The following is a 12097-nucleotide window of genomic DNA, read 5'->3' as shown; positions in this document are numbered from 1 at the left end:
GTCAACGGACCGGCTGGCCGAGCACCCGGCCGGTGAGCACGTCGAGCACCGGCCGGCCGCCGAGCGGGGCCTTCAGCGTGACGGTGACCGGCTCCAGCTTGAGCTGGGAGGTGCAGATGCCGGTGGCGCGGACGATCCCGCCGCCGACCACCACCACGTCGGGCCGCTCCTGCACGAGCGGGGTGAGGCCGCTGTCGCAGGCGCCCACGCCGACCACATAGGTCAGCCGGGCCCCGTCCACCCGCTGGGTGTGGTCGGCGCCCACCACGCCGTCGACGGCGGGCCGGGGCGCCTCGGTGGGCTCGGGCACCGGGGTGACCGACTGCGGCGCCACGGCGACCCGAGCCACCGGCGCGCTCAGTTCTTCCACGGTGAACAGCCAGGCCGGCACCTCCGCCACGCCCCGGCTGGTGCGGACCGGCGCGGTGCCGAGCTTCACGGCGGTGACGGTGAGCGGGATGCAGGCGGTGGCGACCGGGCTGGAAACGGAGCCGTCCGGGCCCGGCTCGATCGTGGGGCCGGGCACCTTCGGCCGCCCCACGCACGGCGGCGGGTCGCCCTGGTCCAACGTCCGGTACGCCTCGGCCGCGCTGACCAGCCGGACGCTCATCGTGCCGTCCGGGAAGCGGATCGTCCCGTCGGCGGGGCGGGCGTCCGGCACCTCGATCTGGTCGCGGTACCAGCCGGCCCGGAACGCCGTCTCGGTGTCGGCGTTGAAGCCGGGGTCGCCGAGGAGCACGGTCTGGTCCTGCAACGGGACGAACCCGGTCGACCAGGACGGGCCCGGCCGCCACGCCTGGGCGACCTCGCCGGCCCGCTGGTCGAACGCCTGCCGGCGCGGGTCGGGGCTGCCACCGCCGGACGCGCCGGCATCGGGGCCGGAACCGGCCGGGGCGCAGCCGGCAGCGATGATCACCAGGGGCAGTCCCAGCAGAGCCAGAGGTCGACGCATGCCTCTTGGACGCCCCGCGGCGCCGCCCGGTTCCGCGCCGCTCAGGTCTCCCCGCCGAGGTCCGTCTGGTACGCCTGCCAGAGCAGGTCCGCGCCGTGCTGCCGGTGCCGGGCCAGCGCCCGCAGCAGCTCGTCGACCCGGCGGCACAGCTCCTCGGCGTGGACGGTGGGTCGCTCCACGGCGTGCTGGAGATCGGCGAGCGCGGCGACGATGGCCGTGTGCTCCCGGCCGAGCAGCCGTACGCCGCGGTGCAGCCGGGGGGCCTGGGCGACCACCTCGGCGTAGAGGCCGGCCGGCCCCTCGGTGATCCGGACATGTTCGGCGAAGCCCCGGCGGACCGGGGCGAGACAGACGATGAACCGCTCCCGCCAGCGCGGCTCCCCCGCCGGTACGGCGAGCGCCCGGGCCAGGCCGGACAGGTCGCCGGGCGGGACGGGCCGGCGGGCGGCGGGTGGGCGGGCCGCCGTGGGAACGACGGACGGCTGCTGGATCGGACCGGTGACCATGGGCACCTCCCGCGTTTGCTGCGCTACCGCGTACAGCGATGGTGGACCCGCAGGTCAGGGCTGTCCAGAGGGGTGGGCCGTCTCATTACTCCCATCGGCACCGGCAGCCCCGCCAGCCTCACCTGCCCCAGAGCGGACGGTCAGAGAGCCAGCGGGTTGGCCGCCATCGCCCGCAGCTGGCCGGCGAGGGCGTGCACGTCACCGTCGCGTCCCCCGGTGGGCCGGTTGGCGGTCATCGCGTCGGCGAGCGCCCGCAGCTCGTGCGGGGGCAGTGGGGCCGACCCGCCCGCGCGCAGCGGGACGGTCACCCGCCGACCGGTGTCGGGGTCACGCGCGACGATCGTCGGGACCCGGTACCCCGGCCCCACGTCGCCGTCCCGGTAGGCCAGCACGCCGGCGGTGACCTCCGCGGCGGCCAGGTCGACGGTGCGGGCGCCGAGGGCGCCCCGCACGGTCACCCGGGTGCCCTCCAGCCAGGCGGCGGTCCGCAGCGTCCGGAGCACCAGCCAGAGCCCGAGCAGCACGAACGGCAGCCCGCAGAGGCCGAGGAACCGCGCGGCTCCGAGCCCCGCCGCCGGGGTGTCCCCTCGCAGCTCCGGCGGAAGCAGCTCGGGTGGAAGGTCCTGGGCCGCCTGATAGGAGGAGAGAGCGGGTCGTCGTCGCCCAACATCCGCCGGACCAGACCGTCGGCGAGCAGCGGCAGCAGCACGAAGGCCGCGCTGAAGAGGGCGAAGAAGAGGCCGACCAGGGCCACGAAGGCGCGCTGCCCGGCCGTTACGCCCACGGAGAGTGGGACTCTCTCAGCTGTCACAGGGGCAGCGTAGGTGGCCGGAGCCACCGCGGAAACGACTGTGCGCCCCGGTCCAGAGGACCGGGGCGCACATGAGGTGGTGGAGGTGCCGGGAATCGAACCCGGGTCCTTCGCCGCATTGTCAGGGCTTCTCCGAGCGCAGCTCGCTATGCCTCTACTCGGCCCCACCGCTCACGCGAGCGAGTTGGTGTGACGGGCCCAGTCGCTGATTAATCTCGCCGCACGGACCCCGCGACCGGGTCCGATTGGCCAGCCTCCTAGCTGATGCCGGCTGACTGGGACGAAGGCGTTCCCAGGCCGACAGACTCACTACTCGCCTCAGGCGGCGAGAGCGAAGTCAGCGCGATTGTTCTTGGCGCTTATTGGTTTCCGACGAACGATTCTCGAGACGACGTCGGCTTCCTCGGCTCGCTTCCCCTGCCGCAACGTACGAAGTCGAAACCAGTCACCCCCTCGATCGGCCGCCCCTGTAGCGGCACTGACAAGCCTAACGCCTGCCGCAACGGGTTTCATCCCGAGCCCCCGGCCGGCACGCTGACCCGGGACAAACGCGACAAACTACTCTTCCATGCCCTTGCCACGCCGGCCCGACACCCGGGCGATCTCCCGGTCGGCGTCCCGCTTGGCCAGGTCCTGGCGCTTGTCGTACGACTTCTTACCCTTCGCCAGGGCGATCTCCACCTTGGCCCAGCCGTCGGAGAAGTAGACCTGCAACGGGACCATGGTCAGGCCACCCTCGCGGGTCTTGCCGATCAGCCGGTCGATCTCCAGACGGTTGAGCAGCAACTTGCGGGTACGCCGGGGCTCGTGGTTGGTCCAGGTGCCCTGGGTGTACTCCGGGATGTGCATGCCGTGCAGAAAGAGCTCGCCGTCGCGTTCCTGCGCGAAGGCGTCCACCAGCGAGGCGCGCCCGGCCCGCAGCGACTTCACCTCGGTGCCGGTCAACGCCATGCCCGCCTCGTACGTGTCGAGGATGGCGTAGTCGTGGCGCGCCTTCCTGTTGGAGGCGACCACCTTGCGGCCCTTTTCCCGTGGCATCCGGCGCCACCCCCTTTCGGTACGGCCCGCGGCCGGGCTGGCCGGTCGGCGGGCGGAGAGATCATGCTACCCGAATGACAAGGACCCTCCCGCGCCGTTTATTCCGGCACGGGAGGGCCCTCGGAGAGCCGTCGGGTGACTAGACCCGCAGGTAGAAGCGGAGGGTGACCCAGGCGGTGACCGCGCTGATCAGGCCACCGACCCCGGCCATCAGCGGGAACATCAGGAAGACGTCGGACCACTGGATCGGGGAGAGCAGCCCCTCCAGGGCCTTCAACGACCCGCTGAACAGGAACTGCTTCGCGACGACCAGCGCGGCCAGGCCGAGCAGTGAACCGATCAGCCCGGCGACCACGGCCTCCAGCACGAACGGCGCCTGGATGAACCAGTTCGACGCACCGACCAGCTTCATGACCGCGACCTCACGCCGCTTGCTGTACGCCGCCACCTGGATGGTGTTGGCGACCAGGAGCAGCGCGGCGACGGCCATCACGATCGCGGCGGCCAGCGCGATGTTCTGGATCGCGGTGAGGATGTTGAAGATCTTGTCCAGCAGCTTGCTCTGGTCGACGATCTCCGAGATGCCCGCGGTGTCCTTGTACTGGGTGTAGATCGCCCGGTACTCCTCCGGGTTGACCAGCGTCAGCCGGAACGACTCGGGAAGCTGGTCCGCCTTGACGGCGTTCACCAGGTCGGGGGCGTCCTGGTACATCTCCTTGAACCGCTTGTACGCCTCGTCCTTGTTGACGTACGTGACCTCCTTGACCAGGGGGTCGCTCTTCAACTTGGCGTCGAGGTCGTTGCGCTGCTGCTCGCTGACCTCGGTGTCCAGGAAGATCGAGACCTGGACGTTCTCGTAGTAGAGGTCCTTCATGTCGCCGACCTGCTTGTACATCAGGCCGCTCGCGCCGAGCATGGTCAGCGACACCGCCATCGTGATGATCATCGCGATGGTCATGGTGACGTTGCGCCACAGTCCGACCAGTACCTCGGACAGGACGTATTTCATCCGCATCGGGTGTTCCTCCGGCTCTCCGGCATGAGGTGTTCGTCGTCAGGGTGTACGGCAGGGGTGGAGCTGCGGCTCACCCGTAGACGCCGCGGGCCTGGTCGCGCACGATGCGGCCACTCTCGATCTCCACGACGCGACGACGCATTTGGTTCACGATGTTGGAGTCGTGGGTGACCATCACGACGGTCGTGCCGGTGCGGTTGATCCGGTCCAGCAGGCGCATGATCTCGATCGAGGTGTCCGGGTCCAGGTTTCCGGTCGGCTCGTCCGCCAGGAGGATCAGCGGACGGTTGACGAACGCCCGGGCCACGGCCACCCGCTGCTGCTCACCACCGGAGAGCTCGTGCGGGTAGCGGTGCTCCTTGCCACCGAGCCCGACCAGCTCCAGCACCTCCGGCACGACCCGGCGGGCGACCGCCTTGGTCTTGCCGATCACCTCGAGGGCGAACGCCACGTTCTCGTACGCGGTGCGGTTGGGCAGCAGCCGGAAGTCCTGAAAGACGCAGCCGATCGAGCGCCGGAAGTGGGGTCGCTTCCAGGAGCGCATCGAGGTGACGTCCTTGCCGTTCACCACGACCCGACCCTTGTTGGGCGCGACCTCGTGGAGCAGCATCTTGATGATCGTGGACTTGCCGGAGCCGGATGGACCGATGAAGAAGACGAACTCGCCCTTCTCGATCGAGACGGACACGTTGTCGAGCGAAGGCCGGGACGCCTTCGGGTACGTCTTCGTCACTTGCTCAAGCTGAATCACGGGTCGTGAGTCTACGCGGTGTAACCGCTGAGCCAAGTGCCACGCCCCACCGATGCGAGGCGCGTCATCGATTCACCCGGTCAACCGGAGATCGATGACGCGCTCCGCCCCCGGGCGATCACACAGCGTCGTTGGCGAGCTGCTGCTGCTTGCGCCAGCGGATCCCGGCCTCGATGAAGCTGTCGAGGTCCCCGTCGAAGACGGAGGACGGATTGCCGGTCTCCTGCTCGGTTCGGAGATCCTTCACCATCTGATACGGGTGCAGCACGTACGAGCGCATCTGGTCGCCCCAGGAGCTGGTGCTGCCGGTCTTCAGGCCGGCCAGCTTCTGCTCCTCCTCCTGCCGCTTGCGCTCCAGCAGCCGGGCCTGGAGCACCCGCATGGCGGAGGCCTTGTTCTGCAGCTGGGACTTCTCGTTCTGGCAGGTCACCACGATGCCGGTGGGGACGTGGGTGAGCCGCACCGCGGAGTCGGTGGTGTTGACGCTCTGCCCACCCGGGCCGGAGGAGCGGTAGACGTCCACCCGGATCTCGTTCTCCGGGATGTCGATGTGGTCGGTCTGCTCGGTGACCGGCAGCACCTCGACGCCGGCGAAGCTGGTCTGCCGGCGGCCCTGGTTGTCGAAGGGGCTGATCCGGACCAGCCGGTGGGTGCCCGACTCGACGCTGAGCGTGCCGTAGGCGTACGGGACCTTCACGGTGAAGGTGGCGGACTTCAGGCCGGCCTCTTCCGCGTACGAGGTCTCGTAGACCTCGGTCGGGTAGCCGTGCCGCTCGGCCCAGCGCAGGTACATCCGCAGCAGCATCTCGGCGAAGTCGGCGGCGTCCACCCCGCCGGCGCCGGCCCGGATGGCGACCAGCGCCTCCCGCGAGTCGTACTCGCCGGAGAGCAGGGTGCGGACCTCCATCTCCTGGATGGCCTTGCGCAGCCCGGCGATCTCGACCTCGACCTCGGTCAGCACGCCGGAGTCGCTCTCGTCCTCGGCCAGCTCCAGCAGCACCCGGCAGTCGTCGAGGCGGGAGCGCAGGCTGCCCAGCTTGCTGATCTCGCCGTTGACGTACGACAGCTGGGAGGTCACCTGCTGCGCCTTGGCCTGGTCGTCCCAGAGATCCGGCGCGGACGCCTGCTCCTCGAGCCGGGCCTTCTCCTCCTGCAGGCGGTCGAGGTTGAGCACGGACTCGATGTTGCGGAGGGTGGCGTCGAGTTCCTTGAGCTGTTCGGCGTAATCGGCAGCGGTCACGACAGATAAGCGTACTGTGCGCGCGGCGATCCGCTCACCTCACACCGCCGACCAGGGCGGATGATCAGCCGACCGGGGCGGTCTTGAGCCAGGACAGGGCGGCCTTGTGGTAGGCCACGGCGAACTCCAACGCGCTGGCGTCGTAGGGGTCGCCCTCCTTCTTGGCGTTCTTGACCTGTTCCCGCACCGTGGCCAGCGCCTCGGTGTGGTATTCGTTGGCCGAGGCGTACAGGTTCTTCAGCTGGCTCGACGAGTGCAGGTTGCCGAACGCGATCCGCAGGGCGATCGGGTTGCGGATGGTGTCCCGCCCCGGGTTCTCCGCCAGCCAGCGGGAAAATGTCCGTTTCCCGCTCGCGGTGATCGCGTACGGCTGGCTCATCCGCGGCCCGGGCTTGCCCAACCGCACGAACCCCCGCTCGGCCAGCACCGGCAACTCGCGGTAGACCTGGCTGCGGGTCATCGACCAGTACGGCGCCAGCCGGCGCTCAGCGGCGGCCATCAGCTGACCGCCCGTCATGGGACCCTCGTGCAGCAGGCCGAGCAGGGCCGCCGCGGTGGGGTTGACTCCGGAATCCGCCATGCCCTCTAAGCTGCCACTTTGCCGTCGCGGCGTCCAGGATTTCCGTATTTGCCACCCGGCAGGATTTCCAATGTGCACTGTCGGCGGACGACAGTGGCGCCAGGACTATCGATGCCCGCCGGCCGGATGGCGCCGGGACCCCACGGACGGCCGAGGGGCAGGCCCGCGCCGACCGCCCGGGCGGCCGGGCCGGCGGCCGGTGGCGCGTCCCGCGCCGCCGGCCGCCGTCGCCAGGTTCAGCCCATGTGGGGGTACGTGTGGTCGGTCGGCGGGACGAAGGTCTCCTTGATCGTCCGCGGCGACATCCAGCGCACCAGGTTGTGCCAGGAGCCGGCCTTGTCGTTGGTGCCGCTGGCCCGGGCGCCGCCGAAGGGCTGCTGCCCGACCACCGCGCCGGTCGGCTTGTCGTTGATGTAGAAGTTGCCGGCCGCGTACCGCATCTTCTCGGCCACCGCGTCGACCACCCGACGGTCGTTGGCGAAGATCGAGCCGGTCAGCGCGTACGGCGCGATCGACTCGGCCTGGGCGACCACGTCGTCGAAGCGGGCGTCGTCGAAGACGTGCACGCCGAGGATCGGGCCGAAGTACTCGGTGGTGAAGGTCTCGTGCGCCAGGTCGCTGCACTCGAAGAGGGTCGGCCGGACGAAGTACCCCACCGAGTCGTCGGCGGTGCCGCCGGCGATCACCCGGCAGGCGTCGTCGCCGTTGATCAGCTCCAGCGCGGCGGTGTGCCGGCCGAACGCCTTGTCGTCGATCACCGCGCCGCCGAAGTTGCTGAAGTCGGTGACGTCGCCGTAGGTCAGCGAGTCCGCGGTGGCGGCCAGCCGGGCGCGCAGGCCACCCTCCCAGAGCGAGCGCGGCACGTACGCCCGGGAGGCGGCCGAGCACTTCTGGCCCTGGTACTCGAAGGCGCCCCGGATCAGCGCGGTGTGCAGGGCGTCGACGTCGGCGCTGGTGTGCGCGACCACGAAGTCCTTGCCACCGGTCTCGCCGACCAGCCGCGGGTAGCCCCGGTATCCGGCGATGTTCTCGCCGACGGTCCGCCACAGGTGCTGGAAGACCTTGGTGGAGCCGGTGAAGTGGATGCCGGCCAGGTCCGCGTCGGCGAGCACGACGTCGGAGACCTCCTCGCCGCGCCCGGTGACCATGTTGATCACGCCGGGCGGCAGGCCGGCCGCCTCGAAGAGCCGCATGGTGAAGTGCGCGGCGAACTGCTGGGTCGGGCCCGGCTTCCAGACCACGGTGTTGCCGAGCAGGGCCGGCGCCGAGGGCAGGTTGCCGGCGATCGCGGTGAAGTTGAACGGGGTGACCGCGTAGACGAAGCCCTCCAGCGGGCGGTGGTCGAACCGGTTCCACACCCCGGGCGACGACTTCGGCTGGGCCTCCAGCAGCTGCCGGGCGAAGTGCACGTTGAACCGGAGGAAGTCGATGAACTCGCACGCCGCGTCGATCTCCGCCTGGACGGCGGTCTTCGACTGGCCGAGCATGGTGGCCGCGTTCAGGGTGTCCCGCCACGGGCCGGCAAGCAGCTCGGCGGCGCGCAGGAAGATCGCGGCGCGCTCCTCGAACGGCAGCGCCCGCCACATCGGGGCGGCGTCCTTGGCGGCCTTGACCGCCGTACGGGCGTCGTCGTGGGTGGCGTGACCGGTGACCCCGAGCACGTGCGCGTGCTTGTGCGGCTGCACCACGTCGATCGACTCGCCGCCGGCCATCCGCTGCTCGCCGGCGATCGTCATCGGCAGGTCGATCCGCTCGGCGGCCAGCTCGGTCAGTCGCCGCTGGAGTCGCTCCCGGTCGGCGCTGCCCGGCTCGTAGGTGCGTACCGGCTCGTTGTGCGGCTCGGGTACGGAGAACACGGCGTCCATCACAGGCTCCTGTGCGATCTCGACGGCGGTGGCGAAATCGGACCCGCAGGCACCGACCGGACGGCCGGACGCCGGGCGCCGCGGGGTGGACCGTCCGCGGCGGCGGGACCTCCGGCGATTCTCCCACGCCCCCTCGGCGGCGGGCGCGCCCCGCCCGCCCCGTGCCGTAGATCATCAGGTTCGTGGCGATGTTCGGCTCGGATCCGTACCCGAAAGTCCCGATCCGCCGAAGGAAAGCAGGAGGCCGGCGCCATCGCGGGCGTGGCCGGACCGCCGCCGGCGGGCGCGTACCCTGGGTTGCCGTAGCCCGTCCCGGCGCCGGGGCGGGTGACGCGTCGAAGGGGAGACGATGAGCAACCAGCCCGGCAGCTCGACCGCCGCGGAGCCGGACCAGCCGGACGCCACCGACCCGGCCGGCCGGGACGCGACGGAGGCCGGCGAGAACCGCCCGGCGCGCGCGCCGGGCGCCCCCGTGCTGGCGTTGTTGGCGGTCGGCTGGCTGGCCGCGATGCTCTGGTCCACCGGTCAGGCGATCAGCTCGGCGGCGGCCGGGCTCACCGCGCTCACCCTTTCCGCCTTCGCCCTGCCCGGCGTGATCTCGGCCGCGCTGGTGGCCGGCGCCGCGGTCGCCCTGGCGGTGACCGAGCAGCTCGCCCGGCGCAGCGACCGGGCCACCCTGCGGTTCGTGGCGGCGATCGGCACCGGCCTGCTGGTCGGGCTGGGCACCGCCGTGGCGATCAATCTGATCTACGCGGACAACGCGACGACCAACACCATCGCCGGCACCAGCGCCGCCGCGGCCATCATCGGCGGGGCCATCGCCGGGGCCCGCAGCGCCGCCCCGGTCGGCGCGATCGTCACCGCCGCGCTGGGCACGCTGCTCTTCGTGGTGGCGTTCAGCCGGGCCCGCGACCCGCTCTTCGACGTCTTCGGCTCCGACGGCTCCCAGGCGTCGCTGGTCGACGCCGCCAAGTGGGTGTCCCGCACCGAGTCGCTGCTCGCCGGGTTGATCGCCGGCCTGCTCGCCTTCGGCTACCTCACCTGGGCCCGCCGCCGGGCCGTCCGGCACGACCCGACCACGCCCGCGCTCCGCTGGCCCGCGTACCTGCTCGCCGGGGCCGGTCCCGGTCTGCTCCTGCTGCTCGCCGAGGTGATCATCCGGACCGGCGGCCGGACCCTGCTCGACCTGGCCGGCGCGCTCAGCGAGGCCGACGCGGTGGCGCAGACCAGCCTCGGCACCTCACGCGTGGACAACGGCATCTGGGTGCTCTTCGTGGGGGCGCTGACCGCGCTCGTCGCCTTCGGCCGCACCCTCGGCCCGGCGGCGCGCGAGGACGAGGAGCCGGTGCCGGCCGAGGACTGAGCCGCCCGGCCCGCCTTCGCCGGCCCGCCCCTCAGGAGGCGGAGCGGATCAGCAGTTCCAGCTCGGAGGGGGCATACCACTCCAGCTCGTGGTCCTCGGCTCCGTCGACGGTGAACTGGGCGTCCGGGTCGCCGGCGGCGGCCTCGACCACCACGTCGACGGCCGCGGCGACGTCCTCGGCCGCGTCGGCGCCGTCCACGTGCAGCGCGGCGATCGCCGACGCGGGCACCGGACCGGCCAGGTGGACGGTGCTGGACCCGAGGTCGACGTCAGCCCGGCCGACCGCCGCCCGGGGCAGGTCCACCGAGACGACGACCCGGCGGCGGGGCGCGGCGGGGTCCTCCCGCAGCAGGGCCAGGGCGTCCTGGGCGGCCCGGGTGAAGGCGACGTACTCCAGCTCCTCCTCGTCGCCCTCGGCGTACCACTCCCGCAGGGCGGGGGTGACGGCGTGCGCCTGCACCACCGGCAGCCCGTGCTCCCCCAGCCGGGCCAGCATCGGCACGGTCGCCGGGACGTAGACCCGGACCAGCTCGTCGCTCACCGTCGTCTCCCTCGATCGCTTCGCCGGCGGGCTGGCCGGTCCCGGCCGCCGATCATGCCGTACGCCGAGACCGTCATACACCGCGCACCGGCCCGGAGGAAGTTCCCGCACCGTAGCGGGGTGGGCGGCGATGCTGGGCCGATTCGGCCGTCGATGGCAAACTGAGGCAAACGATGCCAACACCGGGGGTTTTCCGTGGAGCCGAGGTTTCTCCTGCTCTCCGACGTGGCCACCGAGTTGAACGTGTCGGACTCGCAGGTCTACCACATGGTGCGCAGCGGAGAGCTGCCCGCAATCAAGATCGGCGGGCGGGGTCAGTGGCGGGTCGAGCGCGTCCAGTTGGAGGAGTACATCGCGCGCAAGTACGCCGAGACCGCCGACTGGGTCCGCAGCAATCCGCTCCTCGACCGCGACACCGAGTAGTCGTCCGGAGCCGCTGAGCCATTGACGGTGGGCAGCGCCGTGCCTGAGAATCTAGCCTGTCGGAGGCAAACGAAAGCAAACGCAAGGATAGAGGGGCTGATCATGGCCGACTCCCGCCGTCCCGGGCCCAGCCGTCCGCCGATCCGGCTGCGCCCCGCGCCGGTGAGCGACCCGCCCTACGCCGACGAGTCGGCCGACCTGTGGCCGCGGCCGGCCGGTCAGCTCGCCCTGGACCTGTTCGGGTCGGCCCGCCAGCCCGCCGGCCGCCCGACCGGTCGGCGGGTCGACCCCCGGCCGGGGCCGGTCCGCCCAGGTGGGTCGCCGCACCCGCCGGGCGCCCTGGCCACCGCCACGCCGGAGGCCACCCGGGCCGCGCACCGGTTCGTCGGCACCTGCCTGGAGATCCTCAACGGCTACCGGCCACCCGGGCAGCTCCGCGCCCTGGTCGAGCCCGGCCGCGCGGTCGAGTTCTCGGCGGAGCTGGCCCGGGCGGCGACCCGGGGCGGGCCGGTGCGCCGCAGGGCGGCCCGGCCGACGGTGCACCTGCGCCGGCTGCGGGTCTGCGAGCCGAGAGCTGCCGCCGTCGAGGTCGCCGCCGTGCTCGCCGGTGGCGGGCGGAGCTGGGCGATGGCGGTACGCCTGGAACACCGCCGAGGCACCTGGCTCTGCACCGTTCTCCAGGTGCTCTGACCCGCTCTCAGCCCCGACCGCGGTCCCCGTGTGTCGTAGCGGGCGGCGAATCGAGCACGTGGCCGCGCGGAGGGAGGTCGGCGCGCAGTTGCACCGGCCCCTCGGCGGTGGTGTCGCCGGATCGGGCGGCGCGGACGGCGATCGGCCGCAACCTCGCCGGCGAAGGCAATCACACACTGAGCGATATGACTCCCCGTCATATTTATGGGTCTTCTGCTGGGTTTGTGGGTCGGTGGTGGTCATCTGTTGGGTAGTTGGGGTCGGTGGCCGCCGAGGCTGAGCATGGCCAGGGCGATGAGGGCGTGGGGTGAGTGGAATCCGT

General features: G+C 71.6%; 13 protein-coding genes and 1 other RNA gene. 3 read left to right on the top strand and 11 right to left on the bottom strand.

The features are described from left to right. Position 1: 1 nt before the first annotated feature. From AC5RWQ_RS26390 to pruA, 10 genes are all read right to left on the bottom strand, one after another. Positions 2-952, bottom strand: coding sequence for a hypothetical protein (locus tag AC5RWQ_RS26390; protein ID WP_494285337.1), 951 nt, complete (start codon positions 950-952; stop codon positions 2-4). 41 nt (positions 953-993) lie between these two features. Then, positions 994-1458: a hypothetical protein gene (locus AC5RWQ_RS26385; RefSeq protein WP_494285336.1), complete on the bottom strand. Its 465-nt coding sequence runs from the start codon at positions 1456-1458 to the stop codon at positions 994-996. Positions 1459-1598: 140 nt separating this feature from the next. After that, positions 1599-1982, bottom strand: coding sequence for a hypothetical protein (locus AC5RWQ_RS26380; protein ID WP_494285335.1), 384 nt, complete (start codon positions 1980-1982; stop codon positions 1599-1601). Between the two features lie 364 nt (positions 1983-2346). Next, positions 2347-2722: a transfer-messenger RNA gene (ssrA, locus tag AC5RWQ_RS26375) on the bottom strand. A gap of 105 nt (positions 2723-2827) precedes the next feature. Beyond that, a complete protein-coding gene (gene smpB, locus AC5RWQ_RS26370) occupies positions 2828-3307 on the bottom strand; it encodes an SsrA-binding protein SmpB (RefSeq protein ID WP_494285334.1) in 480 nt (159 codons plus the stop codon). 139 nt (positions 3308-3446) lie between these two features. Next, positions 3447-4322: a permease-like cell division protein FtsX gene (ftsX, locus tag AC5RWQ_RS26365; RefSeq protein WP_494285333.1), complete on the bottom strand. Its 876-nt coding sequence runs from the start codon at positions 4320-4322 to the stop codon at positions 3447-3449. Between the two features lie 70 nt (positions 4323-4392). After that, on the bottom strand, positions 4393-5073 hold the full coding sequence (gene ftsE / locus AC5RWQ_RS26360; RefSeq protein ID WP_030331491.1) for a cell division ATP-binding protein FtsE: 681 nt from the start codon (positions 5071-5073) through the stop codon (positions 4393-4395). A 118-nt stretch (positions 5074-5191) separates the two neighbouring features. Beyond that, positions 5192-6313 (bottom strand): peptide chain release factor 2, encoded by a 1122-nt coding sequence (gene prfB, locus AC5RWQ_RS26355; protein ID WP_334491104.1) that lies wholly within the window; start codon positions 6311-6313, stop codon positions 5192-5194. A gap of 64 nt (positions 6314-6377) precedes the next feature. Continuing rightward, the gene (locus AC5RWQ_RS26350; RefSeq protein ID WP_334491107.1) at positions 6378-6893 is read right to left on the bottom strand and encodes a PadR family transcriptional regulator; all 516 of its coding nucleotides are present in this window, start codon (positions 6891-6893) and stop codon (positions 6378-6380) included. 236 nt (positions 6894-7129) lie between these two features. Then, positions 7130-8758: an L-glutamate gamma-semialdehyde dehydrogenase gene (gene pruA, locus AC5RWQ_RS26345; protein WP_494285332.1), complete on the bottom strand. Its 1629-nt coding sequence runs from the start codon at positions 8756-8758 to the stop codon at positions 7130-7132. Positions 8759-9107: 349 nt separating this feature from the next. Between pruA and AC5RWQ_RS26340 the strand changes: the two genes are divergently transcribed. Then, positions 9108-10121 carry a hypothetical protein gene (locus tag AC5RWQ_RS26340; RefSeq protein WP_494285331.1) on the top strand — a complete coding sequence of 338 codons (1014 nt, stop codon included), beginning with the start codon at positions 9108-9110 and terminating at the stop codon, positions 10119-10121. 31 nt (positions 10122-10152) lie between these two features. Here AC5RWQ_RS26340 and AC5RWQ_RS26335 read toward each other — a convergent pair whose 3' ends face one another. Beyond that, positions 10153-10662 carry a DUF6912 family protein gene (locus tag AC5RWQ_RS26335; protein ID WP_494285330.1) on the bottom strand — a complete coding sequence of 170 codons (510 nt, stop codon included), beginning with the start codon at positions 10660-10662 and terminating at the stop codon, positions 10153-10155. Positions 10663-10857: 195 nt separating this feature from the next. Here AC5RWQ_RS26335 and AC5RWQ_RS26330 point away from each other — a divergent pair, with 195 nt between their 5' ends. Further along, positions 10858-11085, top strand: a complete 228-nt coding sequence (locus tag AC5RWQ_RS26330; RefSeq protein ID WP_494285329.1) for a helix-turn-helix transcriptional regulator — start codon at positions 10858-10860, stop codon at positions 11083-11085. A 102-nt stretch (positions 11086-11187) separates the two neighbouring features. Continuing rightward, positions 11188-11775 carry an Rv3235 family protein gene (locus tag AC5RWQ_RS26325; RefSeq protein WP_494285328.1) on the top strand — a complete coding sequence of 196 codons (588 nt, stop codon included), beginning with the start codon at positions 11188-11190 and terminating at the stop codon, positions 11773-11775. The last annotated feature ends 322 nt before the right edge of the window (positions 11776-12097 follow it).

The sequence above is a fragment of the Micromonospora sp. BS32 genome (assembly GCF_059089345.1).
The sequence above is the reverse complement of the archived record's forward strand: the minus strand, read 5'-3'. Positions and strand labels throughout refer to the sequence as shown.